This window comes from Streptomyces broussonetiae (assembly GCF_009796285.1).
Lineage (GTDB): Bacteria > Actinomycetota > Actinomycetes > Streptomycetales > Streptomycetaceae > Streptomyces > Streptomyces broussonetiae.
In genome coordinates this window covers 2,214,825-2,238,956 of sequence record NZ_CP047020.1, presented here as the reverse complement: position 1 = coordinate 2,238,956, position 24,132 = coordinate 2,214,825, and the positions used below count along the sequence as shown (strand labels likewise).

Here is a 24,132-nt window from a genome sequence, read left to right as displayed (position 1 = left end):
ATCGGCACGCCGGGCTTCTCGAAGGCGATCCGGGATCCGGGCGCCATGCGATCGGTCAGCCCGTCGCTTCCTTGCGCCGGGCCCGGTAGGCGGCCACATGCAGTCGGTTTCCGCAGGTGCGGCTGTCGCAGTAGCGGCGCGAGCGGTTGCGGGAGAGGTCGACGAAGGCGCGTCGGCAGTCCGGCGCCTCACAGCGCCGCAGCCGCTCCTGCTCCCCGGCCACCACGAAGAACGCGAGCGCCATCCCGCAGTCGGCGGCGAGGTGGTCGGCCATGGACGCGCCCGGCGCGAAGTAGTGCACGTGCCAGTCGTAGCCGTCGTGGTCCGTCAGGCGCGGGGTGGTGCCGGCCGCGGCGACCAGCTCGTTGATCAACCCGGCGGCGGACCGGGCGTCCGGGGCCGCGAAGATCGCCGCGAAGCGCCCCCGGACCCTGCGCACCGCCGAGAGGTCGAACTCCGACAGTGCGCCGACATCGCTGATTTCGTGCTTTCGTACGAAGTCTGCGAGAGCCGGGACGTCGGGCAGTCCGTCCGCCGCCGCGCCGTCCTCCGGCGCGGTGTTCACCAGATCGACCACGGTGTCGAGGGCACACCGGGTGTCGTGGGTGATCAGCACGTTTCGCTCCCTGGCCTGGGGGTCGGGCCTCGCCCGCCGATGCTGGCCGATGGTAGCGACAAGCGCGCCCATCGCGAGGGTCTCTGCCCGACCACGACTGCCCGGAGAACGCCTCCGCGCCCGGCAGGGTTCCCGGATCCGCCTGCCCGGCCGTGGGACGCGGGAGGAGCCGGACACAGGCCGGCGCCGCCCCGTGAAGGCTCACGGTGACGGCGCCGGGCTGTGCCGTATGCGGTTGTCCTGGCCCGAGCCGTCTCCCCGAGTGGACGGCGCCGGGCTGCTTTCGATGGTCGACCTAGCTTTCCGCCAGGATGTGCGACAGCTCCTGATCCAGATCGAAGTGCCGGTGTTCCGTGCCTGGCGGCACGGCGGCGTCGGTTCGCTTCAGGAAGGACTCCAGGGCCCGCGCCGGGGCCTCGAGCAGGGCCTCCCCCTCCGGGGAGCTGAGGGCGATGCAGACGACGCCCTGACCATGGCTGCGCGATGGCCAGACGCGGACGTCGCCGGTGCCCGTGGGGCGGTGCAGCCCCTCGGCGAGGAGGTCGCGGGCGAACACCCACTCGACGGTCTCCTCGGCTCCGGTGTGGAAGGTGGCGTGCACGGCGTAGGGGTCGGCCGTGTCGTACCGCAGGCCTGCGGGGACAGGCAGGGAGGACTCGCTCGACACAACGAGGCGCAGGTGCAGCTCGCAGCTGACCGTGGTGTTCATAAGCGCCAGGGCCTTTCGCTCAGTGTGCGCTCGGGGATTCGCACGTCGGCGAAATCGACATGCCACCTACGGTGCCGTTGTAAACCCCTCTGAGGGTTTTGCGTGTCTTTACGTAACTCTTCCGGCCGAGAACTCGTACCAGACCTACGACCATTCCGGTGACCGGATTCACTCCGGTAGGGTTTGTCTGTATGAATACGGGGAGTGACGAGCCGTGCGAGGCCGCTGTGGCGGCGGACAAAGCGCCGGCGGACCGGCAGGCGCCGGGGCAGCCGGCCGGGCAGGAGGCCGGGGACGGGCTCGGGTCCCGGGCGCCGGAATTCGTCAAGTCCCGCCGTGTCCTGCATCTGAGCTGGCAGGTCGGGGTCTTCGTGGTCGGCCTCGCGGTCGTTGTCGCGGGCGTCGTCCTGCTGCCGCTGCCGGGACCCGGCTGGGTGGTGATCTTCGGCGGCATGGCGATCTGGGCGACCGAGTTCGTCTGGGCCCAGCTCGTGCTGCGATGGACCAAACGCAAGGTCACCGAGGCGGCCCAGCGGGCGCTCGACCCCAAGGTGCGCCGGCGCAACATCGCGCTGACCGCCATTGGAGTGACGATCGTCGCGGCGCTGGCCGGGACCTACCTGTGGAGGTTCGGCGTCGTCGTGCCCTGGAAGATCAAGGATCAGTGACCCGGCCTCGCCGTCCGGGGCGCTCGCCGCCCCACCCCCGTCGGAGGCACCCCCTGACATGCGGTAATGTTCTTCCTGCGCCCGGGCGATTAGCTCAGTGGGAGAGCGCTTCGTTCACACCGAAGAGGTCACTGGTTCGAACCCAGTATCGCCCACCCGGACCGACGGCCCATCTGCGAAACAGCAGGTGGGCCGTCGTCGTACGCCCCGGCTTCGGGTGCGGGAGGGGCAGGCGGCCGAGGGATCCGGTTTTGCCGGACCGGCAACAAGCCTCGTGCCCGGCGGGCCGCTCGAAGGATCATCGGGCCAGGCGCCGCGATCACCGGCACAGCGATCGGGCAGGCGCCGCGCAGGCCCTCATCGGTTCCCGCCCGCCCCGCACCCTTCAGGAGCCCCCATGCCCCAGGTCCCGACCCCCACGCCCGACCGCGCCCACCGCCTGGTTCCGTCGCCTGCCGGGCGGATCCACCTCGTGGAGCAGGGGCGCGGCCCGCTGGTGCTGCTGGTGCACGGGTTCCCGGAGTCCTGGTACTCCTGGCGTCACCAACTCCCGGCGCTGGCCGCGGCCGGCTACCGCGCGGTGGCCCTCGACGTCCGCGGCTACGGCCGTTCCTCCAGGCCGGCGGCCGTGGACGCGTACCGGATGCTCGACCTCGTCGCGGACAACGTCGCCGTGGTGGAGGCGCTGGGGGAGGAGTCCGCGGTGGTCGTCGGCCACGACTGGGGCGCCTCGATCGCCGCCGCCTCGGCCCTGACCAGGCCGGACGTATTCCGTGCCGTGGCCCTGCTGAGCGTGCCGTACACCCCGCCCGGCGGTCCGCGGCCCAGCGAGGTCTTCGCCCGGATGGGCGGGAGCGCCGTCGACGCCATGGGTGGCGACGGCGACGGTGGCAGGGGGGCCGTCGGCGTCGGCGTGAGCGGGGACGGTCCGGGCGGCGAAGGCGCTGGTGGCGAGGGGGCTGCCGGCCGTCACGCGGTCGGCGGCGACGGACGTGCCCGGGACGACAGCGAGGACGCGCGGCCCGGCCAGGGGCTCGAGGGCGCCCCGGCGTCCGACGAGTTCTACGTCTCGTACTTCCAGCGGCCCGGCCGGGCCGAGGCGGAGATCGAACCCGATGTGCGCGGCTGGCTCGCGGGCTTCTACGCGGCTCTGTCCGCGGACACCATGCCGGCACCCGGCGCCCGCGCCCCGCACTTCGTCGCCCCCGGTGGCACCCTGCGCGAGCGCTTCCCCACCGGCCCGCTGCCGGCCTGGCTGGAGGAGCGTGACCTCGACGTCCTCGCCGGAGAGTTCGAGCGGACGGGTCTGACCGGGGCGCTGAACCGGTACCGGAACATGGACCGGGACTGGGCGGACCTGGCCGGTTACGAGGGCGCCCCGATCACGCAGCCGTCGCTGTTCGTCGCCGGGGCCCTCGACGCCTCGCTCGCCTGGCTGGCGGACGCGGTCAAGGCCTTCCCCGAGACCCTGCCCGGCCTTCTCGGCTCGCACGTCCTCGACGGCTGCGGCCACTTCGTCCAGCAGGAACGTCCCGAAGAGACGAACCGGATCCTGTTGGCCTGGCTCACCGCCCTGACCAGCTGAAACCAGGCCCTCCACGCTGCGCGGAGCCGTACCCGGCGGTGCCTTCCCGGATCCGGCCATCCGATCGGTGCCGAATCCCGCCCGCACGGTAAGCGTCGAGTCCCGCTCCGCGGTGCCAAAGGACGTTTTCTCATACGCCGTCATTTTCTTTCGGAAGTACGACAAGCGTGGAATTCCTCTCGACCTCGCCTCGCAGGTAAAGGCCGGAAATCTGACTTCGACTCACTTCTGCGACGGCGCCACGAAGGTCGGCGAGGCCGACGGAAAACAGTTCGGAATTCCCGTCGGCTCCCTGACGGCGATCCATGACAGGGCGAAGTCGCGAGCCGGACCGCACGACGGCCGCCCAAGAGGAAGGACCAGGTGGAGCAGCGCCGTTGGTACGTCTGCCGGGACTACGGCGCCGGCGTCGGCGGCGACGCCTGGCACAACTCCGGGCCGTCGCCCGACCTGTGGTTCCGGTGCACGTACCTGGGAGGCGGCCGCTGCGACCTCGGCGACAGGTGCCGTAACCCGGCGCCCCGGCCGAACGTGCCGGCCGGGTGCCCCGGCCGGGTGCTCCCGCCGGTGCCGGGGAAGCGCCGTCGCACGGGCGGCGACGCTCGCCCCCCGAGTGTGGCCCGTGTCACGACGCGGCGCATGAGTACGCGTACTCAGATCCCGGATCGTCGCGCCCGGCCGGGCAGACTCCCCTCATGGACTGGAACCGCTACCGCTTCCTCAGCCTGTGGTCCCTGCCCGCTCCGCCGGCGGCCGTGTACGCCGTGCTGGAGCGGCCCGAGGACTATCCCCGATGGTGGCCCCAGGTGCGGACGGTGACCCGGCTGAACGACGCGACCGGCGTCCTCACCATCCGGTCCGTGCTGCCGTACGCCATGACCTTCACCGCACACGAGACCTGCCGCGACCCGGACGCCGGGATCCTCGAGATCGCCATGTCCGGCGACATCGACGGCTGGGCCCGCTGGACGGTCACCCCCGACGGCCCCGGCACCCTCGCCCGCTACGACCAGCTCGTGGACGTGCGCAAGCCCCTGCTCAGGCGGCTGGCCGTGCCGGGACGGCCGGTCTTCCGCCTCAACCACCGGCTGATGATGCGGGCCGGACGGCGGGGACTGGTCGGGTATCTCGAAGCGGTTTGAAGGATCGGCGCCTCGACCTGTATTGTTCAGTCCGTTCCCGGGCGATTAGCTCAGTGGGAGAGCGCTTCGTTCACACCGAAGAGGTCACTGGTTCGAACCCAGTATCGCCCACCGGGAGAAGGCCGGTTCGCCATGGCGGACCGGCCTTTCGCATGCTGTGCGGGCTCATGCCGCCGCCGGCAGGTCCGGCCGCAAGGGCCAGTCCGTGCTGACGATCTCGTCCGAGCCGCTGCGCGCGAACCACGCCTGAAGACCACGGGCCTGGGCCGCATGCCAGTTGGCCTGCAGCGTGTGCAGCTCGGCGGGAGAGAGGCGTTCCAGCCGGCTCGCGAAACGGCGGCCGACCGCCCGTACGACATCCAGCGCGGCCAGTGCGTCCGCCGCCGCGTCGTGCGCGTCCTGCAGCGCCACGCCGTAGTGCGCACACAGGTCGGTCAGCGTGCGGCGGCCCTTGCGGTACCGGTCCAGGTGCTTGTCCAGTACCCGCGGGTCCAGCACCTTGAGCGGCGCCGACTCGAACCAGCGGTCCAGCGAGGACGCCCGGTGCCGGCGCAACTCCCGGTCCAGCAGCGTCAGATCGAACGGCGCGTTCATCACCACCAGCGGACGGCCCATCGCCGCGTGCTCCGCCAGTTGCTCGGCTATCTCGTACATCACCGGCGCCGGCCAGCGGCCATGGTGCTGCAGGTGCTCCTCCGTCAGCCCGTGCACCGCGGTCGCCGCTTCCGGCACCGGCACACCCGGGTTGACCAGCCAGCGGGACACCCGCGGCCGGGTCCCCGGCGCGTCCTGGACGACGACAGCGGCCGACACGATCCGGTCGGTCTCGACGTCCACACCCGTCGTCTCCGTGTCGAAGGCGGCCAGCGCCCCCTCGTACCAGGTCGTCATCTGAACCCAACTCCTCGTTCACCCACCGCAGATGACGTTCCGTCTTCTGCCTGTTTGGTGATACCCGGGCCGTTTGCGCCGTACGCCGGGAGGAGACAACAGGAGTACGGGTCTTTGCAGTTCAGCGGCCCGCAGCGGGGACACTCATTGCTTGGAAGGCTGTTGGTCATGGCCATAGCGCAGCCCGAGCGGGGCGGGCTGCTGCCCGATCGCCCGGGCACCGTCCGCGGCTCACTCGCCACCACCGCCTGCATGGAGACACTGCAGGTCGGCTATCTGCACGCGGTCGCCGCCGCGGCGGGATGCTCGCTGTCCCAGCCCTTCCCGGACAACGGCATCGACTGGCACGTCAGTCACAGCGCGCCCGGACACACCGTCGACGACGAGGTCACCATCAAGGTGCAGCTGAAGGCCACGTACCAGGTCGCACCGAACCCGCCGGGCCGCTCCTTCTCCTTCACCCTCGACAACGACCATCTGCGCAAGCTCGCCCGCACCCCGGTCTCGGTGCACAAGATCCTGGTCGTGATGCTCGTCCCGCGTTCGCAGGACGACTGGCTCCGCGCCAGCCACGACCGGCTCGACCTCAGGCACTGCTGCTACTGGGTCAATCTCGCCGGCCATCCGATCACCGGCCGGCACCGGACCACCGTGCGGATCCCGACCTCGCGCATCTTCGACGACCGGGCGCTGTGCGAGATCATGACGCGCGTCGGGACGGGAGGCAGGCCATGAGGATCCGCCCGCAGGAGGAACTGCCACGCCAGGTCCGGCCCCATCCGGACGACCTCGCCTGGCACCGGCCCCCCGACCCCGCCCAGGTCGACCCCACCGTGCTCGGTGCCCTGCTGCACCGGCACGGCTGGCAGCGGCGCGGCGGAGCCCCGGGACGCTACGGCCGCTGGACCCCGCCCGGGCCGGGCGGTGGCGGCACGAGCCTGCTGGTGCCGGAGAGCCGCGCCTTCCCCGACAGCGACGACCTGCTCGGCGAGGCCCTTGACGCCCTCGCCCGCAGTGAGACGCCGGCCGCCCGCGAGGTGCTGATCTCCCTCGCCGTGCCCAGCGACGAGATCCGCTGGTGGCGCGACACCCCGGGCGGTCCCGCCGGGGCCGCGCCGTGGACGGCGGACGAGCAACTGCGCGGCGCCGCGAGGCAGATGCTGCTTGCCGCCGCGCTCGCCACCCGCGCGCGTGCCGGCTACTACGGCGCCCGCCACCGCCGTGCGGCCGTGTCCCTGCTGGCGGACGTCCTCGTCGGCCCCGCCGCCGAGGGCCGCCACCTCACCGCCTTCGCGCCCGTGCCCACCGGCCGTCCCCTCGCCGTCCGCCTCCACCAGGCCCTCCATGCCGCCCGTGAGGCCATCGACTACCAGCGGGCCACCGGCGGCATGGACGCCTTCGACGGCGCCGTCGAGGCAGGGGTCAGCCGCGAGCTGACCGAGGCGCTGGCCGCGCTCGTCCGAGGCACCGAGGGTGCCCGGATCGCCGTCGCCTGGGCACCCGGCGCGGGCGTCCCCGACGGCTGCGCACCCTCCGCCGAACCCGTCGAGTTCTCACCCGGTGACCTGCCCGCCCTGCGCGAGGCCGCCGCCCGCTACCTGCGCGAGGAACCCTCCGTGCCGGTCCGCGTCACCGGCGCCGTCGTCCGTATGCGCCGCTCCGGGCCCGGCGGCGAGGGCACCATACGGCTGCGCGTCCTCGCCGGCGCCGAGGTGCCGCACATCCGCGTCACCCTGGACGAGGAGGACTACCGCATCGCCGGCCACGCCCACCTCGTCGGGCTCCCGGTGCGCGTGCACGGCCGGCTGGAGCGCCGGGGCGGCTTCCGCCGGCTCACCGGCGCCTCCGGGGTCGTGCCCGTGCAGGTCGACGAGGCCGAGCGGGACCGGCTGATGAAGGCCCTCCAGGAGAACCTGGACTTCTTCGAAGAGGCATGCGGGGAGGGCTACGAGGATCAGGACTGAGGGCGTAGGCGCACGGGGACTGTGGGTGACCGTTTAGCGGTCGGTGCCGTCGGGTCGGTACGATCGCCTGTGCGCGCGCTCCTGGTATGGCGCCGCACCCCACTTCAGTCAGGAGAGACCGGTGTCAGACGTCCGTGTGATCATCCAACGCGATTCCGAGCGGGAAGAACGCGTGGTGACGACGGGCACTACGGCCGCCGACCTCTTCGCGGGCGAGCGCTCGATCATCGCCGCGCGCGTCGGGGGCGAGCTGAAGGATCTCACCCATGAGGTCAAGGACGGCGAGACCGTCGAGGGCGTCGAGATCTCCTCCGAGGACGGCCTGAACATCCTGCGCCACTCCACCGCGCACGTCATGGCGCAGGCCGTGCAGGAGCTGTTCCCCGAGGCCAAGCTGGGCATCGGCCCGCCCGTGAAGGACGGCTTCTACTACGACTTCGATGTCGAGAAGCCGTTCACGCCCGAGGATCTCAAGGCCGTCGAGAAGAAGATGCAGGAGATCCAGAAGCGGGGGCAGAAGTTCTCCCGCCGTGTCGTCACCGACGAGGCGGCCCGCGAGGAGCTGGCCGCCGAGCCGTACAAGCTGGAGCTGATCGGCCTCAAGGGCTCGGCGTCGCACGACGACGGCGCGGACGTCGAGGTCGGCGCCGGTGAGCTGACGATCTACGACAACCTGGACGCCAAGACCGGCGAGCTGTGCTGGAAGGACCTCTGCCGCGGTCCGCACCTGCCCTCCACCCGCCTCATCCCGGCGTTCAAGCTGATGCGCAACGCGGCTGCCTACTGGCGCGGCAGCGAGAAGAACCCGATGCTCCAGCGCATCTACGGCACCGCCTGGCCGTCCAAGGACGAGCTGAAGGCGTACCTGGACTTCCTCGCCGAGGCCGAGAAGCGCGACCACCGCAAGCTCGGCAACGAGCTGGACCTCTTCTCCATCCCGGAGCAGATCGGCTCCGGCCTCGCCGTCTTCCACCCCAAGGGCGGCATCGTGCGCCGCGTGATGGAGGACTACTCGCGCCGCCGCCACGAGGAAGAGGGCTACGAGTTCGTCTACACCCCGCACGCGACGAAGGGGAAGCTCTTCGAGACGTCCGGGCACCTGGACTGGTACGCCGAGGGCATGTACCCGCCCATGCAGCTCGACGAGGGCGTGGACTACTACCTCAAGCCCATGAACTGCCCGATGCACAACCTGATCTTCGACGCGCGCGGCCGCTCGTACCGTGAACTGCCACTGCGCCTCTTCGAGTTCGGGACCGTGTACCGGTACGAGAAGTCGGGCGTCGTGCACGGCCTGACCCGGGCCCGCGGCTTCACGCAGGACGACGCGCACATCTACTGCACCCGTGAGCAGATGTCCGAGGAGCTGGACAAGACGCTCACCTTCGTCCTCGGTCTGCTGCGCGACTACGGCCTGACCGACTTCTACCTGGAGCTGTCCACCAAGGACCCGGAGAAGTTCGTCGGCTCCGACGAGGTCTGGGAGGAGGCGACCGAGACGCTGCGCCAGGTCGCCGAGAAGCAGGGCCTGCCCCTCGTCCCCGACCCGGGCGGTGCCGCCTTCTACGGTCCCAAGATCTCTGTCCAGGCCAAGGACGCGATCGGCCGCACCTGGCAGATGTCGACCATCCAGCTCGACTTCAACCTGCCCGAGCGCTTCAACCTGGAGTACACGGGCCCCGACGGTTCGAAGCAGCGCCCGGTGATGATCCACCGTGCCCTCTTCGGCTCGATCGAGCGCTTCTTCGCCGTGCTCCTGGAGCACTACGCGGGCGCCTTCCCGGCGTGGCTGGCCCCGGTCCAGGCGCTCGGCATCCCGATCGGTGACGCGCACGTCGAGTACCTGGAGAAGTTCGCGGCGGCGGCCCGTAAGCAGGGCCTGCGCGTCGAGGTGGACTCCTCCTCGGACCGGATGCAGAAGAAGATCCGCAACGCCCAGAAGCAGAAGGTGCCCTTCATGGTCATCGCGGGCGACGAGGACATGTCGAACGGCTCGGTGTCCTTCCGCTACCGCGACGGCTCCCAGGAGAACGGCATCCCGTTCGACGAGGCGATCGCGAAGATCGCCCAGGTCGTCGGGGAGCGGGCTCAGGTCTGAGCCGTTCGCGAAGTCGGCGGCGTCCGCGGCGTCCGCGTCACAGGCCCTCGGGGATCATCTCCCCGGGGGCCTTTCGCCGCCCTCCCGGGAGAAGGTCCGCATCAGCCAGGACGAGAACGATCCCGTCACCGCGCCGAGCAGGGCGAGACCGGCGGCCGTCAACCCGATCGCGATCGCCCGGCGCCGCCACGAAGAGGGGGGGATCTCGGTTCGCTGCTCCCAGCGCACGGCCCGGCTGTCGTCGTCCACCGGCCAAGCTTGGCCGGACACCGTCTTCCGGGCGCCCCGGCGACACGCCGGGAACGAGCCAAGCCATATGCTGCATGGCATGACGAGTGAGCCGGAACAGCAGATCGGAGTGGGGACGCAGGACGCGTTCCAGCGCCTGTGGACACCCCACCGGATGGCGTACATCCAGGGTGAGAACAAGCCGACCGGCCCGGGGGCCGACGACGGCTGCCCCTTCTGCTCGATCCCGGCCAAGTCCGACGAGGACGGGCTGATCGTCCGGCGCGGCGAGCATGTGTACGCCGTGCTCAACCTCTATCCGTACAACGGCGGCCACCTGATGACCGTGCCGTACCGGCACGTGGCCGACTACACTGAGCTGACCGGGCCGGAGACCGCCGAGCTGGCCGAGCTGACCAAGCAGGCGATGACGGCCCTGCGCACCGCGTCCGGCGCGCACGGCTTCAACATCGGCATGAACCAGGGCACGGTCGCGGGCGCCGGCATCGCCGCCCACCTGCACCAGCACATCGTCCCGCGCTGGGGCGGAGACACGAACTTCATGCCGGTCGTGGGCCACACGAGGGTGCTGCCGCAGCTCCTGGCCGACACGCGGAAGATGCTGGCGGAGGCCTGGCCGGAGTAGACCCGGGGCGCCCTCCGGCGAGGGCACCGCTCACGCGTCGTAGAGGTCGGCCTTGCGTGGTGTCGGGTCCTGCACGTTGCCGCTGAGGAACGACGAGCGGGCGCCGAACTTCTCCGTGTTCACGCCGTTGTCCTCCAGCACCCGGATCGCGGCCGAGTGCACCACCCGCAGCACCGGAGTGGCCGCGCGCAGCGCGTCGTCGGCCATGAAGCGGTGCCGCCACGGCTGGTCGGCCCAGGCGTGCCTGAGGCCGAACGGCTCGGGCAGGGCGAGCGAGCCGCCGAGCCAGTTGAGCAGCGGCGGGTACCAGGTCAGCGGGGCGCGCGCGGCGAGCCGTACCACCTCGTCGGTGCCGACCAGCGGAAGCTTGATCGTGCGGGTCTCCCAGGGCTTGAGGGACTTGGAGACCTCCTTCGTCGGCGCCTCCGGCTTGGATGTGAACAGCGGGTTCACCGGCCCCAGCGCGTGCCCGGTCACCTCGATCCGCAGTGTCTGGTGCAGCACCGTCACCGTGATCAGCATGGTGATGACGAGCTGGCCGTCCCAGAGCGTCCACTGCACGCCCAGGTAGTGCCGGTCGCCGCTGCCGAACTGCTGCTTGTTGCAGATGTCCTGTATCGCGTGCGGCTTGACCTGGAACGCCTCGACGTCCGTGCCCTCGGGCCGGGAGACCGCCGAGGCCTTCTCGCCGATCGGCGTGACGATCCAGTGCTTGATCGACGGCTTGGGGAAGCCGCCGGTGTTCAGCGGGCCGCGCTCCAGCAGGCTCAGCTGGTCGTGGATCGCCCGTATGACGTCCCAGCTGCGGAAGGGGTGGATCTCCCGGGTCGGGTCGGCCGGCATCAGGTCCTCGGCGAGCTGCCAGGCGCCCCAGCGGGTGCCCATGCCGAGTATGCCCTTGGGGCCGGCGTAGAAGACCGAGTTGGACTGCTGCTCGGCGCTGAGCCGGGCCAGCGACTGGCGCAGCTCCTCGGCGGCGGTCTGGTTGGGGCCGCGCGGCACCGCCTCGGGGACCTTGGCACCGACGCTGGTGCCCGAGAGCAGACCGTCCCAGCGGCCCCGCAGGTCCTTGGCGGCGGCCTCGCAGATCCGCTTCGCCCAGAACCAGCCGACGACGGGCAGGATGACCGCCAGGCGCGCGTACCAGCCCCAGAAGCCGGCGAACGGCATCTTGACCAGGAACAGCACGGCGAGCACGCCGACGGCGAGGAGCAGGGCCGTGGCCAGCGACCCGGCCCGCCTGTCGTCGCGCTTGGCGATGTACGTACGCAGCTGGAAGACGAGCAGCCAGACGATCAGCCCGGGCAGGAAGAGCACCCCGCACAGGGCCGTGACGGCCGTCAGGCGGTTGTCGCGCTCCCGGCGGATGTTGTTGGCCGCGAGGCAGTGCTCCACGACGAACTGCGGCTCGGATCCGAAGGACTGGATGAGCGGCTTGCGCCCGGGAGCGAGCATCCGGGCCACCACGGCCCGCGAGAACGCCTCACCGAGATTCGGCTTCAGCAGTGCGATCCGGCCGCCCTTGACCGTCGACTGGTGCCATTCGTTGTCGGCCTTCTTGATGTCGTCCATCGCGCTGTCCCGGTACGCCGCGGAGGCCAGCGCGGAGGTCGCCGCATGACTCGCGTCGCCGGAGACAGGCACCTGGGGCCCGTCCCACTCCGTACCAATCGACATTCCCGCCCCCTCGCCGCCGTGTCGCTTCTGCGGCCTTCCCGACTTCCCTGCCCCGCACACCTGTTGAACAGGCCATCGCGCCGAAGAGCCGTACCACCACCGGACGGTTGTGGCACGACGCGATCACGTGATCAGCGTATCCGCCGCCACCGACAACCGGTGGGCGGACGGCCGAAGCCGCCCGCCCACCGGGCCCGCGACGCACCGTGAACTAGGCCGTCTCGCCCGCCTGTTCGCGGATCCGTTCGGCGATCTGTACCGGCATCGGCTCGTGCCGGGCGTAGCTCCGGTCGAAGCGGGCCGTGCCGTGCGACAGCGACCGCAGGTCGACGGCGTACCGGCCGATCTCGAACTCGGGCACCTCGGCCCGGATCAGGGTTCGCCCGGCGCCCACCTGTTCGGTGCCGAGCACCCGGCCGCGCCGGCTCGACAGATCGCTCATCACCGCGCCCACGTAGTCGTCGCCGACCAGCACCGACACCTCGGCGACCGGCTCCAGCAGATGGATCCGCGCCTCCGCCGCGGCCTCGCGCAGCGCCAGCGCGCCCGCGGTCTGGAAGGCGGCGTCGGAGGAGTCCACCGAGTGCGCCTTGCCGTCCAGCAGCGTGATCCGCACGTCCACCAGCGGATACCCGGCGGCGACACCCTTGGCGGCCTGCGCCCGTACGCCCTTCTCGACGGAGGGGATGAACTGCCGGGGTACGGCACCGCCGACCACCTTGTCCACGAACTCGATGCCCGAGCCGCCCGGCAGCGGCTCCACCTCGATCTCGCAGATGGCGTACTGCCCGTGACCGCCGGACTGCTTCACATGCCGGCCGCGCCCGGACGCCTTGTGCGCGAACGTCTCCCGGAGGGAGACCTTGTGCGGGACGACGTCGACCTGGACGCCGTAGCGGCTGCGCAGCCGTTCCAGGGCGACGTCGGCGTGGGCCTCGCCCAGGCACCACAGGACCACCTGGTGGGTGTCCTGGTTCTGCTCCAGACGCATCGTCGGGTCCTCGGCGACCAGCCGGGAAAGGCCCTGCGAGAGCTTGTCCTCGTCGGCCTTGCTGTGCGCCTGGATGGCGAGCGGCAGCAGCGGGTCGGGCATCCGCCAGGGCTCCATCAGCAGCGGGTCGTCCTTCGCGGAGAGCGTGTCCCCGGTCTCGGCGCGGCCCAGCTTGGCCACGCACACCAGATCGCCCGCGACGGCGTGCGTCACCGGGCGCTGCTGCTTGCCGAAGGGCATGGACAGGGCGCCGACCTTCTCGTCGACGTCGTGGTCCTCGTGCCCGCGGTCGGCCAGCCCGTGTCCGGAGACGTGCACCGTCTGGTCGAGGCGCAGGGTGCCGGAGAAGATGCGGACCAGGGACACCCGGCCGACGTAGGGGTCGGAGGAGGTCTTGACGACCTCGGCGACCAGCGGGCCGTCGGTGTCGCAGGGCTTCAGCTCGCGCCGCTTGCCGTCGACGGTGCTCACCTCGGGCAGCGCGTGCTCGAACGGGGTCGGGTAGCCGCCGGTGACCAGTTCCAGCAGCTCGACCGTGCCGAGCCCCTGTTTGGCGCCGTCGGCGGCGGGGGCGGCCGCCAGGACGGGGTGGAACGAGCCGCGGGCCACAGCCCGCTCCAGGTCCTCGATCAGCGTCTTGACGTCGACCTGCTCACCGCCGAGATAGCGGTCCATCAGGGTCTCGTCCTCGCTCTCGGCGATGATCCCCTCGATGAGCCGGTTGCGGGCCTCCTCGATGTCCGGCAGCTGGTCGGCGCCCGGTTCGGACTCCTTGCGCTCGCCGGTCGAGTAGTCGAACAGCTTCTGTGTCAGCAGGCCGACCAGCCCGGTCACGGGCGCGTGGCCGTCGGGTCCCTCCGGGCCGCGCAGCGGCAGGTACAGCGGGAGCACGGCGTCGGGATCGTCCCCGCCGAAGGCCTCCGCACAGGTCCGGGTCATCTCCTCGAAGTCCGAGCGCGCGGCCTCCAGGTGTGTGATCACGATCGCGCGGGGCATGCCGACGGCCGCGCACTCCTCCCAGACCATCCGGGTCGAGCCGTCCACCCCGTCGGAGGCCGAGACGACGAAGAGGGCCGCGTCCGCTGCCCGCAGACCGGCCCTCAGCTCCCCGACGAAGTCGGCGTACCCCGGGGTGTCGAGGAGGTTGATCTTGATGCCGTTCCATTCGACCGGCGCCAGGGAGAGCTGTACGGAGCGCTGCTGCCGGTGCTCGATCTCGTCGTAGTCCGAGACGGTGCCGCCGTCCTCGACGCGGCCCGCCCGGTTCAGCGCCCCCGCGGTCAGCGCGAGGGCCTCCACCAAGGTGGTCTTGCCCGAACCGGAGTGGCCGACCAGCACCACGTTCCGTACGGACGCAGGCTGGTCGGCCTCAATAGCCCTGCCGGCGGCCCCAGGGTGTGTCTGTGTCTTGTCGCCCATGATCCTGCCTCCCGTGCACGGTGAGGTCACTGTGGGCGCGGACACGCGGGATCCGCGTGCTGCGGCGGCTCCGGCGACGCCCGCGGTTATTCGAGCTTTCCACTCCCGTCATGCCGCGTCCATACGAAGGACCCGATCGCGCCACGCATGCCCCGCGCGCGGCGGCGCACACCGGTTCGCGCCATGGGGTCCGGGTGCCCGCCCGCCACGCACGCGCACGCGTGGCTACGATGGGCCAGCCGGAGGCCACCTGGGCCGCGGCGCCACCAACCGTCGGGAAGGCCATGCTGAACAAGTACGCGCGTGCATTCTTCACGCGTGTCCTCACACCGTTCGCCGCGTTTCTCATCCGGCGGGGGGTGAGCCCCGACACGGTCACGCTCATCGGCACCGCCGGTGTGGTGGCGGGCGCACTGGTCTTCTACCCCCGGGGCGAGTTCTTCTGGGGCACGGTCGTCATCACGCTGTTCGTCTTCTCCGACCTGGTCGACGGCAACATGGCCCGTCAGCTGGGCCGCTCCAGCCGCTGGGGCGCCTTCCTGGACTCCACCCTCGACCGGGTCGCCGACGGCGCGATCTTCGGCGGCTTCGCGCTCTGGTACGCGGGCAACGGGAACAACAACGTCCTGTGCGCGGTCTCGATCTTCTGTCTGGCCAGCGGCCAGGTGGTGTCGTACACCAAGGCGCGCGGGGAGTCGATCGGGCTGCCGGTCGCCGTCAACGGGCTGGTCGAGCGTGCCGAGCGGCTGGTGATCTCGCTGGTCGCGGCCGGTCTCGCAGGCCTGCACAAGTTCGGCGTGCCGGGCATCCAGTGGCTGCTGCCGGTCGCTTTGTGGATCGTCGCCGCGGGCAGTCTCGTCACGCTGGTCCAGCGGGTCGTCACCGTCCGCCGCGAATCCGCCGAGGCGGAGGCGGCGGCGGCTCGGCACAGCAGCAGCGAGGCAGCGAAGTGAGCACCGCCGACCGGCTCAGCGACGCCCTGTACGGCCTCGGCTGGAGCACCGTCAAGAAGCTCCCCGAACCGGCCGCGGTCCGGCTCGGCCGTACGATCGCCGATCTCGCCTGGAAGCAGCGCGGCAAGGGCGTCAAGCGCCTCGAGTCCAACTACGCGCGCGTGGTGCCGGGCGCCACCCCCGAACGCCTTGCCGAGCTGTCCCGCGCGGGCATGCGCTCGTATCTGCGCTACTGGATGGAGTCGTTCAGGCTGCCGACCTGGAGCCGCGAGCGCGTGCAGACCGGGTTCGACCCCAAGGACATCCACTACCTGACCGACGGGCTCGCCTCCGGCCAGGGAGTGGTCCTCGCCCTGCCGCACATGGCCAACTACGACCTGGCCGGCGCCTGGGTCACCACCAAACTGCAGACGCCGTTCACGACGGTAGCGGAGCGGCTGAAGCCCGAGACGCTCTACGACCGCTTCGTCGCCTACCGCGAGGGCCTCGGCATGGAGGTCCTGCCGCACAGCGGCGGCTCCGCCTTCGGCACTCTGGCCCGGCGGCTGCGCGACGGCGGCCTGGTCTGCCTGGTCGCCGACCGGGACCTGTCCGCTTCCGGTGTCGAGGTCGACTTCTTCGGCGAGCGGACCCGGATGCCCGCGGGCCCGGCCCTGCTCGCCCAGCAGACCGGCGCGCTGCTGCTGCCGGTCACCCTCTGGTACGACGACTCGCCTGTCATGCAGGGGCAGGTGCATCCCCCGGTAGAGGTACCCGGGACAGGCACGCGCGCGGAGAAGACGTCTGTGATGACACAGGCGCTGGCCGACGCCTTCGCCACCGGGATCGCCGGCCATCCGGAGGACTGGCACATGCTCCAGCGCTTGTGGCTCGCCGACCTCGACCCGGCGAAGGGGCCGTCGTGAGAATCGGGATCGTCTGCCCGTACTCCTGGGACGTGCCCGGGGGCGTCCAGTTCCACATCCGCGACCTCGCCGAGTACTTCGTCCGGCTCGGCCACGAGGTGTCCGTGCTGGCCCCGGCCGACGACGACACCCCGCTGCCGCCGTACGTCGTCTCGGCCGGCCGGGCCGTCCCGGTGCCGTACAACGGCTCGGTGGCCCGGCTGAACTTCGGCTTCCTGTCGGCCGCGCGGGTGCGACGCTGGCTGCACGAGGGCAACTTCGACGTGGTCCACATCCACGAGCCGACCTCGCCCTCGCTGGGCCTGCTGACCTGCTGGGCGGCGCAGGGCCCCATCGTGGCGACCTTCCACACCTCCAACCCGCGCTCGCGCGCGATGATCGCCGCGTACTCCATCCTCCAGGCCGCCCTGGAGAAGATCAGCGCGCGGATCGCGGTCAGCGAGTACGCCCGCCGCACCCTGGTCGAGCACCTGGGCGGGGACGCGGTGGTCATCCCCAACGGCGTCGACGTGGACTTCTTCGCCAAGGCCGGGCCGAAGCCGGAGTGGCAGGGCGACACGATCGGTTTCATCGGCCGTATCGACGAGCCCCGCAAGGGCCTGCCCGTGCTGATGCGGGCCCTGCCGAAGATCCTTGCCGCCCGTCCGCAGACCCGCCTTCTGGTCGCCGGCCGCGGCGACGAGGAGGCCGCCGTCGAGGAGCTGCCGAAGGAGCTGCGCGCGCGCGTGGAGTTCCTGGGCATGATCAGTGACGAGGACAAGGCGCGCTTCCTGCGCAGTGTCGACGTGTACGTCGCGCCCAACACCGGCGGCGAGAGCTTCGGCATCATCCTGGTCGAGGCGATGTCGGCGGGCGCGCCCGTGCTCGCCTCCGACCTGGACGCCTTCGTGCAGGTCCTCGACCAGGGCGAGGCGGGCGAGGTCTTCGTCAACGAGGACGCCGACGCGCTCGCCGAAGCGGCCCTGCGGCTCCTGGCGGACCCCGAGCGCCGTGCCGAGCTGAGCGAGCGCGGCAGCGCCCATGTCCGGCGGTTCGACTGGTCGACGGTCGGCGCGGACATCCTCTCGGTCTACGAGACGGTGACGGCCGGCGCCGCCGCGGTCGCGGCGGACGAGCGCACGACGGGACTGCGGGCGCGCTTCGGGCTGGCCCGGGACTGACGGTCCTGGCCCCGGACTGACGGTCCTGGTACGAGTCTGACGGTCCTCGGCCCGGGGCGCGTTCCTGACGACCCTGGTACGGGCCGAGGGGCCGGGCGGGACGGCGGCATGGGTACGGGAGCGACGGCCCTGGTCCGGGACGGACAGCCCCGGTACGGGATGACAGCCCTCGTACGGGACCGACGATCCGGGCGTGTCCGGGAGGGTTCGTCCGGTTGGCCGGGGCTCGGGACTGGCAGGAAGGGCGCCCGCGCGCAGCCGATAGCCTTCCGGCGTGACCGCAACCCTCATCTGGATCCTTGTCGTTCTCGTCGCGATCGGCGTGTATCTGAGCTGGACCGCCGGGCGGCTGGACCGGCTGCACGTGCGGATGGACGCCGCGCGCGCCGCCCTGGACGCGCAGCTGCTGCGACGGGCCTCCGTGACACAGGAACTGGCCACCTCGGGCGTGCTGGACCCGGCCGCCTCGATCGTGCTGTACGAGGCCGCGCACGCGGCCCGGCAGTCCGAGGAGGAGCAGCGTGAGGTCGCGGAGAGCGAGCTGAGCCAGGCGCTGCGCGCGGTCTTCGAGGACCCGGTGCAGGTGGAGGCGGTACGCGAGGCCCCGGGCGGCGAGGAGGCGGCCCGTGAACTGGCCGAGGCCGTCCGCCGGGTGCCGATGGCCCGCCGCTTCCACAACGACGCCGTGGGCGCCGCCCGCAGACTCCGTGGGCACCGCAAGGTCCGCTGGTTCCGGCTCGCCGGCCACGCCCCTTTCCCGCTGGCGTTCGAGATGGACGACGAGCCGCCCGCGGCCCTGGTGGAGCGGGTCGGCTGAACCCCAGGTGAACCAAAAGGATCCACCGGCTTCCCATTGGCCCTTGCTGTGGCCTGGTCCACTCGCGTTTCCTCGGTGAGGCAGAAACCCTCTTTCCCTTCAGTGAGGTCATCCGTGTCCACCAACGAGAACCAGGCTCCCGAGACCGGCACCGCGCGCGTGAAGCGCGGAATGGCCGAGCAGCTCAAGGGCGGCGTGATCATGGACGTCGTCACGCCGGAGCAGGCGAAGATCGCCGAGGACGCGGGCGCCGTCGCCGTCATGGCCCTGGAGCGGGTCCCCGCCGACATCCGCAAGGACGGCGGCGTGGCCCGTATGTCCGACCCGGACATGATCGAGGGCATCATCGACGCCGTCTCCATCCCGGTGATGGCCAAGTCCCGCATCGGCCACTTCGTCGAGGCCCAGGTGCTGCAGTCCCTCGGCGTCGACTACATCGACGAGTCCGAGGTCCTCACCCCGGCCGACGAGGTCAACCACTCCGACAAGTGGGCCTTCACCACCCCCTTCGTCTGTGGTGCCACCAATCTGGGCGAGGCCCTGCGCCGCATCGCCGAGGGCGCCGCGATGATCCGCTCCAAGGGCGAGGCCGGCACCGGCAACGTCGTCGAGGCCGTCCGCCACCTGCGCCAGATCAAGGGCGAGATCGCCAAGCTGCGCGGCTGCGACAACAACGAGATCTACGCCGCCGCCAAGGAGCTGCGCGCCCCGTTCGAGCTGGTCAAGGAGGTCGCCGAGCTGGGCAAGCTCCCGGTCGTGCTGTTCTCCGCCGGTGGCGTGGCCACCCCGGCCGACGCGGCCCTGATGCGTCAGCTCGGCGCCGAGGGCGTCTTCGTGGGCTCCGGCATCTTCAAGTCCGGCGACCCGGCCAAGCGCGCCGCAGCCATCGTCAAGGCGACCACCTTCTACGACGACCCGAAGATCATCGCGGACGCGTCCCGCAACCTCGGCGAGGCCATGGTCGGCATCAACTGCGACACCCTCCCCGAGACCGAGCGCTACGCGAACCGCGGCTGGTAAGCACACAGGTAACCGAACCCCATGAACACTCCTGTCATAGGCGTCCTGGCCCTCCAGGGCGACGTACGGGAGCACCTCATCGCCCTGGCCGCGGCCGACGCCGTGGCCAGGCCGGTGCGGCGCCCCGAGGAACTCGCCGAGGTCGACGGCCTCGTCATACCCGGCGGTGAGTCCACCACGATCTCCAAGCTGGCCGTCCTGTTCGGAGTGATGGGCCCTCTCCGCGCGCGCGTGCGTGACGGCATGCCCGTCTACGGCACCTGCGCGGGCATGATCATGCTCGCCGACAAGATCCTCGACCCGCGCTCGGGTCAGGAGACCGTCGGCGGCATCGACATGATCGTGCGCCGTAACGCCTTCGGGCGGCAGAACGAGTCGTTCGAGGCGACGGTCGACGTGCAGGGCATCCCGGGCGATCCTGTGGAGGGCGTCTTCATCCGCGCCCCGTGGGTCGAGTCCGTGGGCGCCGAGGCCGAGGTGCTCGCCGAGCACGACGGCCACATCGTCGCCGTCCGCCAGGGCAACGCGCTCGCCACGTCGTTCCACCCGGAACTGACCGGCGACCACCGCGTGCACGCCCTGTTCGTGGACATGGTTCGCGCAAACCGCGCGGCAGAGTCCTTGTAGGATCTCTGGCGTTCGTTATGTGGATGGTTACGCGAAGGAGACAGGCAGATGTCCGGCCACTCTAAATGGGCTACGACGAAGCACAAGAAGGCCGTGATCGACGCCAAGCGCGGCAAGCTCTTCGCGAAGCTGATCAAGAACATCGAAGTCGCCGCGCGTATGGGCGGTGTCGACCTCGACGGTAACCCGACGCTCTACGACGCCGTCCAGAAGGCCAAGAAGCAGTCGGTCCCGAACAAGAACATCGACTCCGCGATCAAGCGTGGTGGCGGTCTCGAGGCCGGCGGCGCCGACTACGAGACGATCATGTACGAGGGCTACGGCCCGAACGGTGTCGCCGTGCTCATCGAGTGCCTCACCGACAACCGCAACCGCGCCGCCTCCGACGTCCGCGTCGCCATGACCCGCAACGGCGGCAACATGGCGGACCCGGGCTCGGTGTCGTACCTGTTCAACCGCAAGGGTGTCGTGATCGTCCCCAAGGGCGAGCTGACCGAGGACGACGTGCTCGGTGCCGTCCTGGACGCGGGCGCCGAGGAGGTCAACGACCTCGGCGAGTCCTTCGAGGTGCTCAGCGAGGCCACCGACCTGGTCGCGGTCCGCACCGCCCTCCAGGACGCCGGGATCGACTACGACTCCGCCGAGGCCAACTTCGTCCCGACCATGCAGGTCGAGCTGGACGAGGAGGGCGCCAAGAAGATCTTCAAGCTGATCGACGCGCTCGAGGACAGCGACGACGTGCAGAACGTCTTCGCCAACTTCGACGTCAGCGACGAGATCATGGAGAAGGTCGACGCGTAGCGCGCACGGCTTAGCCGACGGGCCGACGGGACAACACCCCGTCGGCCCGTCGCGTTGTACGGCGTTGTCAGTGGCACCCGATAGCCTGCACGAACAAGCGATCGGCAGGTGATCGTCGGCCGACCGGAGGAGGGGCGCGGTGCGTGTACTGGGGGTGGATCCCGGGCTGACCCGGTGCGGCGTCGGCGTCGTCGAAGGGGTCGCGGGCCGGCCGCTCACCATGCTCGGCGTCGGGGTGGTGAGGACCCCCGCGGACGCCGAGCTGAGTCACCGCCTGCTCGCCGTCGAAGAGGGCATCGAGCAGTGGCTGGACGAGCACCGGCCCGAGTTCGTGGCCGTAGAGCGCGTCTTCAGCCAGCACAACGTACGCACGGTGATGGGTACCGCCCAGGCCAGCGCCGTGGCCATGCTGTGCGCCGCCCGGCGCGGCATCCCCGTCGCCCTGCACACCCCGAGCGAGGTCAAGGCGGCCGTCACCGGCACCGGCCGGGCCGACAAGGCACAGGTCGGCGCCATGGTGACCCGGCTGCTCCGGCTCGCCGCACCCCCCAGACCGGCCGATGCCGCCGACGCCCTGGCGCTCGCCATCTGCCACATCTGGCGCGCCCCCGCCCAGAACCGGCTCCAGCAGGCGGTCGCCCGCCACACACTCAACGCAACGAAAGGCCGTACGGCATGATTGCCTTCGTCAGCGGCACGGTCGCCGCGCTCGCCCCCGACGCAGCGGTCGTCGAGGTCGGCGGCGTCGGCATGGCCGTCCAGTGCACGCCGAACACGCTGTCCACGCTCCGCATGGGCCGGCCCGCGAAGCTGTACACCTCCCTGGTGGTCCGTGAGGACTCCCTCACCCTGTACGGCTTCGCCGACGACGACGAGCGCCAGGTCTTCGAGCTGCTGCAGACCGCGAGCGGCGTCGGCCCGCGGCTGGCCCAGGCCATGCTCGCCGTGCACACCCCGGACGCGCTGCGCCGTGCCGTCGCCACCGCCGACGAAAAGGCCCTCACGGCCGTCCCCGGCATCGGCAAGAAGGGCGCGCAGAAGCTGCTGCTCGAGCTGAAGGACCGCCTCGGCGAGACCGTCGGCGCCCCCGCGGTCGGCGCGCCGGTCAGCCAGGGCTGGCGCGACCAGCTGCATGCGGCCCTGATCGGCCTCGGCTACGCCACCCGCGAGGCCGACGAGGCCGTCGCCGCCGTGGCCCCCCAGGCCGAGGCCGCGGGCGGCACGCCCCAGGTCGGCCGGCTGCTCAAGGCCGCCCTGCAGACGCTGAACCGCGCACGCTGACCCCACGACGATCGAGGCACACGTATATGAACTGGGACGACACCACCGACACCCCCGCCGCCGAGCGGCTCGTCGGTGCGTCCGCCGACGGGGAGGACCAGGCCGTCGAGGCCGCCCTGCGCCCCAAGGACCTCGGCGAGTTCATCGGTCAGGAGAAGGTCCGCGAACAGCTCGACCTCGTCCTGCGGGCCGCACGCGCGCGTGGGGCGACGGCCGACCATGTGCTGCTCTCCGGTGCGCCCGGCCTGGGCAAGACCACCCTGTCGATGATCATCGCAGCCGAGATGGGCGCCCCCATCCGCATCACCTCGGGCCCCGCCATCCAGCACGCGGGCGACCTCGCCGCCATCCTCTCCTCCCTCCAGGAGGGCGAGGTCCTCTTCCTCGACGAGATCCACCGCATGTCCCGGCCCGCCGAGGAGATGCTGTACATGGCGATGGAGGACTTCCGTGTCGACGTCATCGTCGGCAAGGGTCCCGGCGCCACCGCCATCCCGCTCGAGCTGCCCCCGTTCACCCTGGTCGGCGCCACCACGCGCGCGGGCCTGCTGCCGCCCCCACTGCGCGACCGCTTCGGCTTCACCGCGCACATGGAGTTCTACGAGCCGCACGAGCTGGAGCGGGTCGTGCACCGCTCGGCGCACCTGCTGGACGTCGAGATCGAGCCGGACGGCGCCGCCGAGATCGCCGGTCGCTCCCGTGGCACGCCCCGCATCGCCAACCGCCTGCTGCGCCGGGTTCGCGACTACGCGCAGGTCAAGGCGGACGGCCTGATCACCCGGGAGATCGCCGAAGCCGCTCTGGCCGTCTACGAGGTCGACGCCCGCGGGCTCGACCGGCTGGACCGCGCCGTCCTGCAAGCCCTGCTGAAACTGTTCGGCGGCGGCCCGGTGGGCCTGTCCACGCTCGCCGTCGCGGTGGGGGAGGAGCGGGAGACCGTCGAGGAGGTCGCCGAACCGTTCCTCGTCCGGGAGGGCCTGCTCGCCCGTACCCCGCGCGGCCGGGTCGCCACGCCCGCCGCGTGGGCGCACCTCGGCCTCACCCCGCCGCGCACGTCAGCCGGGGGAAACGGACAAGAGGACCTGTTCGGGACCTGACAGCGGTGCGACGGGCTCGCAGGCCCGGTGACAGCGACGGCATTGGCGGGGGCAGGAACCCAGGTGCCATGCTGAGCGTTGTTCCATGCGCGCGGACTCGCTTAGACTCCGCCGATGCCGCCCTTGCGGGCGGCGCCGACCACACCCCCGTCAACAGGCCGCTCTCCGTCGCGGTCGCGCGAAGGAAACTCCGTCCCGTGAATGCGTTTACCCTTCTCCCCTTCATCGTGCTCATCGCGGCCATGTTCCTGATGACACGCTCGGCCAAGAAGAAGCAGCAGCAGGCCGCCTCCATGCGGAACGAGATGCAGCCCGGTTCCGGTGTCCGCACGATCGGGGGGATGTACGCGACGGTCAAGGAGGTGGGCGAGGAGACGGTCCTCCTCGACGCCGGCCCCGGTGTCGAGCTTCTCTTCGCCAAGAACTCGATCGGCGCCGTCCTCACCGACGACGAGTACAACCGCATCGTCCACGGCATCGAGCACGACCTGAAGTCCGACGCCGACATCGTCCCGGACGACGCGTCCTCCCTCACCGAGACCGACGAGTCCGACTCGCCCGCTGCCGCCGCCTCCGACGACAAGGCCGTCGACCTCGGTAAGAAGGACGCTGCGGAGGAAGGCGCCGACGCGGCCGAGGCCACCGAGGCCAAGGCCGACGAGGAGCCGAAGAAGACCGACGGCGACTCCGACGCGAAGTAGCCATGTCCCGGTGGTGCGCAAGGCGGCATAATCACGCCCCGCGCACCACCGGGCGCGTCTGTTTCCCGCACGGGAGCCCGACACCATGTCATGGCCGACCGCGACGACCAGCGCGCGGGGCGGCCCGAGAGGGAGT

At 71.1% G+C, this 24,132-nt stretch carries 23 protein-coding genes, 2 tRNA genes and 1 pseudogene; 20 read left to right on the top strand and 6 right to left on the bottom strand.

Translation table 11 applies throughout. The features are described 5' to 3' along the window. Positions 1 to 55: 55 nt before the first annotated feature. Complete coding sequence (locus tag GQF42_RS10290) at positions 56 to 616, bottom strand: CGNR zinc finger domain-containing protein (protein ID WP_158919334.1); 561 nt, start codon at positions 614 to 616, stop codon at positions 56 to 58. Positions 617 to 911: 295 nt separating this feature from the next. Beyond that, positions 912 to 1,325 (bottom strand): SsgA family sporulation/cell division regulator, encoded by a 414-nt coding sequence (locus GQF42_RS10285; RefSeq protein ID WP_004002642.1) that lies wholly within the window; start codon positions 1,323 to 1,325, stop codon positions 912 to 914. 191 nt (positions 1,326 to 1,516) lie between these two features. On the opposite strand from GQF42_RS10285, the gene GQF42_RS10280 reads away from it, so the two are divergent. The 5 genes from GQF42_RS10280 (at position 1,517) to GQF42_RS10260 (ending at position 4,831) form a co-directional block, all read left to right on the top strand. Next, positions 1,517 to 1,993 carry a TIGR02611 family protein gene (locus GQF42_RS10280; RefSeq protein WP_158919333.1) on the top strand — a complete coding sequence of 159 codons (477 nt, stop codon included), beginning with the start codon at positions 1,517 to 1,519 and terminating at the stop codon, positions 1,991 to 1,993. Positions 1,994 to 2,076: 83 nt separating this feature from the next. Further along, positions 2,077 to 2,148 (top strand) — tRNA-Val (locus GQF42_RS10275). Between the two features lie 242 nt (positions 2,149 to 2,390). Continuing rightward, positions 2,391 to 3,578, top strand: coding sequence for an alpha/beta hydrolase (locus GQF42_RS10270; protein ID WP_158919332.1), 1,188 nt, complete (start codon positions 2,391 to 2,393; stop codon positions 3,576 to 3,578). 695 nt (positions 3,579 to 4,273) lie between these two features. Beyond that, the gene (locus GQF42_RS10265) at positions 4,274 to 4,720 is read left to right on the top strand and encodes an SRPBCC family protein (RefSeq protein ID WP_158919331.1); all 447 of its coding nucleotides are present in this window, start codon (positions 4,274 to 4,276) and stop codon (positions 4,718 to 4,720) included. A 39-nt stretch (positions 4,721 to 4,759) separates the two neighbouring features. Continuing rightward, positions 4,760 to 4,831, top strand: a tRNA-Val gene (locus tag GQF42_RS10260). A gap of 54 nt (positions 4,832 to 4,885) precedes the next feature. On the opposite strand, the gene GQF42_RS10255 is transcribed toward GQF42_RS10260, so the two are convergent. Further along, positions 4,886 to 5,611: a 3'-5' exonuclease gene (locus GQF42_RS10255; protein ID WP_158919330.1), complete on the bottom strand. Its 726-nt coding sequence runs from the start codon at positions 5,609 to 5,611 to the stop codon at positions 4,886 to 4,888. Between the two features lie 168 nt (positions 5,612 to 5,779). On the opposite strand from GQF42_RS10255, the gene GQF42_RS10250 reads away from it, so the two are divergent. From GQF42_RS10250 to thrS, 3 genes are all read left to right on the top strand, one after another. After that, positions 5,780 to 6,346 (top strand): DUF4365 domain-containing protein, encoded by a 567-nt coding sequence (locus GQF42_RS10250; RefSeq protein ID WP_158919329.1) that lies wholly within the window; start codon positions 5,780 to 5,782, stop codon positions 6,344 to 6,346. After that, a complete protein-coding gene (locus GQF42_RS10245; RefSeq protein WP_158919328.1) occupies positions 6,343 to 7,575 on the top strand; it encodes a hypothetical protein in 1,233 nt (410 codons plus the stop codon). The genes GQF42_RS10250 and GQF42_RS10245 overlap by 4 nt, the downstream gene beginning before the upstream one ends. Positions 7,576 to 7,696: 121 nt before the next feature. After that, positions 7,697 to 9,673: a threonine--tRNA ligase gene (gene thrS / locus GQF42_RS10240; RefSeq protein ID WP_158919327.1), complete on the top strand. Its 1,977-nt coding sequence runs from the start codon at positions 7,697 to 7,699 to the stop codon at positions 9,671 to 9,673. Positions 9,674 to 9,727: 54 nt separating this feature from the next. On the opposite strand, the pseudogene GQF42_RS45815 reads toward thrS, so the two are convergent. Further along, positions 9,728 to 9,847: pseudogene (locus tag GQF42_RS45815) on the bottom strand (potassium channel family protein); the annotation flags it as partial. Between the two features lie 142 nt (positions 9,848 to 9,989). Between GQF42_RS45815 and GQF42_RS10230 the strand changes: the two are divergent. Continuing rightward, positions 9,990 to 10,547, top strand: coding sequence for an HIT family protein (locus GQF42_RS10230; protein ID WP_158919326.1), 558 nt, complete (start codon positions 9,990 to 9,992; stop codon positions 10,545 to 10,547). 30 nt (positions 10,548 to 10,577) lie between these two features. On the opposite strand, the gene GQF42_RS10225 is transcribed toward GQF42_RS10230, so the two are convergent. Together GQF42_RS10225 and GQF42_RS10220 are read right to left on the bottom strand one after the other, a co-directional pair. Further along, positions 10,578 to 12,224, bottom strand: coding sequence for a hypothetical protein (locus GQF42_RS10225; protein ID WP_158919325.1), 1,647 nt, complete (start codon positions 12,222 to 12,224; stop codon positions 10,578 to 10,580). A gap of 211 nt (positions 12,225 to 12,435) precedes the next feature. Next, on the bottom strand, positions 12,436 to 14,634 hold the full coding sequence (locus GQF42_RS10220; protein ID WP_158919324.1) for an elongation factor G-like protein EF-G2: 2,199 nt from the start codon (positions 14,632 to 14,634) through the stop codon (positions 12,436 to 12,438). A gap of 230 nt (positions 14,635 to 14,864) precedes the next feature. Here GQF42_RS10220 and pgsA point away from each other — a divergent pair, with 230 nt between their 5' ends. The 11 genes from pgsA (at position 14,865) to yajC (ending at position 23,996) form a co-directional block, all read left to right on the top strand. After that, positions 14,865 to 15,587: a phosphatidylinositol phosphate synthase gene (gene pgsA, locus GQF42_RS10215; RefSeq protein ID WP_158929990.1), complete on the top strand. Its 723-nt coding sequence runs from the start codon at positions 14,865 to 14,867 to the stop codon at positions 15,585 to 15,587. Then, entirely contained in the window at positions 15,584 to 16,492 is a 909-nt protein-coding gene (locus tag GQF42_RS10210; protein ID WP_158919323.1) for a phosphatidylinositol mannoside acyltransferase, read from the top strand. Before pgsA ends, GQF42_RS10210 begins: the two co-directional genes overlap by 4 nt. After that, positions 16,489 to 17,652 carry a glycosyltransferase family 4 protein gene (locus tag GQF42_RS10205; RefSeq protein ID WP_158919322.1) on the top strand — a complete coding sequence of 388 codons (1,164 nt, stop codon included), beginning with the start codon at positions 16,489 to 16,491 and terminating at the stop codon, positions 17,650 to 17,652. Before GQF42_RS10210 ends, GQF42_RS10205 begins: the two co-directional genes overlap by 4 nt. Positions 17,653 to 17,926: 274 nt before the next feature. After that, a complete protein-coding gene (locus GQF42_RS10200) occupies positions 17,927 to 18,469 on the top strand; it encodes a LemA family protein (protein WP_158919321.1) in 543 nt (180 codons plus the stop codon). Positions 18,470 to 18,583: 114 nt separating this feature from the next. After that, on the top strand, positions 18,584 to 19,489 hold the full coding sequence (gene pdxS, locus GQF42_RS10195) for a pyridoxal 5'-phosphate synthase lyase subunit PdxS (RefSeq protein ID WP_158919320.1): 906 nt from the start codon (positions 18,584 to 18,586) through the stop codon (positions 19,487 to 19,489). A gap of 21 nt (positions 19,490 to 19,510) precedes the next feature. Next, positions 19,511 to 20,116 carry a pyridoxal 5'-phosphate synthase glutaminase subunit PdxT gene (pdxT, locus tag GQF42_RS10190; protein WP_158919319.1) on the top strand — a complete coding sequence of 202 codons (606 nt, stop codon included), beginning with the start codon at positions 19,511 to 19,513 and terminating at the stop codon, positions 20,114 to 20,116. 48 nt (positions 20,117 to 20,164) lie between these two features. Further along, entirely contained in the window at positions 20,165 to 20,917 is a 753-nt protein-coding gene (locus GQF42_RS10185; protein WP_158919318.1) for a YebC/PmpR family DNA-binding transcriptional regulator, read from the top strand. A gap of 139 nt (positions 20,918 to 21,056) precedes the next feature. Beyond that, positions 21,057 to 21,596: a crossover junction endodeoxyribonuclease RuvC gene (ruvC, locus tag GQF42_RS10180; RefSeq protein WP_158919317.1), complete on the top strand. Its 540-nt coding sequence runs from the start codon at positions 21,057 to 21,059 to the stop codon at positions 21,594 to 21,596. After that, positions 21,593 to 22,198: a Holliday junction branch migration protein RuvA gene (gene ruvA / locus GQF42_RS10175; RefSeq protein WP_158919316.1), complete on the top strand. Its 606-nt coding sequence runs from the start codon at positions 21,593 to 21,595 to the stop codon at positions 22,196 to 22,198. Before ruvC ends, ruvA begins: the two co-directional genes overlap by 4 nt. Positions 22,199 to 22,224: 26 nt before the next feature. Continuing rightward, a complete protein-coding gene (gene ruvB / locus GQF42_RS10170; RefSeq protein WP_158919315.1) occupies positions 22,225 to 23,295 on the top strand; it encodes a Holliday junction branch migration DNA helicase RuvB in 1,071 nt (356 codons plus the stop codon). Between the two features lie 197 nt (positions 23,296 to 23,492). Beyond that, on the top strand, positions 23,493 to 23,996 hold the full coding sequence (gene yajC / locus GQF42_RS10165) for a preprotein translocase subunit YajC (RefSeq protein ID WP_158919314.1): 504 nt from the start codon (positions 23,493 to 23,495) through the stop codon (positions 23,994 to 23,996). Positions 23,997 to 24,132: the final 136 nt, after the last annotated feature.

Bases quoted from the DNA above. Each gene is read 5' to 3' on its own strand.
- GQF42_RS10185 (WP_158919318.1), top strand. From the start codon at position 20,165: ATGTCCGGCCACTCTAAATGGGCTACGACGAAGCACAAGAAGGCCGTG.
- GQF42_RS10245 (WP_158919328.1), top strand. From the start codon at position 6,343: ATGAGGATCCGCCCGCAGGAGGAACTGCCACGCCAGGTCCGGCCCCAT.
- GQF42_RS10230 (WP_158919326.1), top strand. From the start codon at position 9,990: ATGCTGCATGGCATGACGAGTGAGCCGGAACAGCAGATCGGAGTGGGG.
- pdxT (WP_158919319.1), top strand. From the start codon at position 19,511: ATGAACACTCCTGTCATAGGCGTCCTGGCCCTCCAGGGCGACGTACGG.
- GQF42_RS10220 (WP_158919324.1), bottom strand. From the start codon at position 14,634: ATGGGCGACAAGACACAGACACACCCTGGGGCCGCCGGCAGGGCTATT.
- ruvA (WP_158919316.1), top strand. From the start codon at position 21,593: ATGATTGCCTTCGTCAGCGGCACGGTCGCCGCGCTCGCCCCCGACGCA.
- GQF42_RS10280 (WP_158919333.1), top strand. From the start codon at position 1,517: ATGAATACGGGGAGTGACGAGCCGTGCGAGGCCGCTGTGGCGGCGGAC.
- GQF42_RS10225 (WP_158919325.1), bottom strand. From the start codon at position 12,224: ATGTCGATTGGTACGGAGTGGGACGGGCCCCAGGTGCCTGTCTCCGGC.
- GQF42_RS10255 (WP_158919330.1), bottom strand. From the start codon at position 5,611: ATGACGACCTGGTACGAGGGGGCGCTGGCCGCCTTCGACACGGAGACG.
- GQF42_RS10285 (WP_004002642.1), bottom strand. From the start codon at position 1,325: ATGAACACCACGGTCAGCTGCGAGCTGCACCTGCGCCTCGTTGTGTCG.
- GQF42_RS10265 (WP_158919331.1), top strand. From the start codon at position 4,274: ATGGACTGGAACCGCTACCGCTTCCTCAGCCTGTGGTCCCTGCCCGCT.
- GQF42_RS10270 (WP_158919332.1), top strand. From the start codon at position 2,391: ATGCCCCAGGTCCCGACCCCCACGCCCGACCGCGCCCACCGCCTGGTT.
- GQF42_RS10250 (WP_158919329.1), top strand. From the start codon at position 5,780: ATGGCCATAGCGCAGCCCGAGCGGGGCGGGCTGCTGCCCGATCGCCCG.
- ruvB (WP_158919315.1), top strand. From the start codon at position 22,225: ATGAACTGGGACGACACCACCGACACCCCCGCCGCCGAGCGGCTCGTC.
- pgsA (WP_158929990.1), top strand. From the start codon at position 14,865: ATGGGCCAGCCGGAGGCCACCTGGGCCGCGGCGCCACCAACCGTCGGG.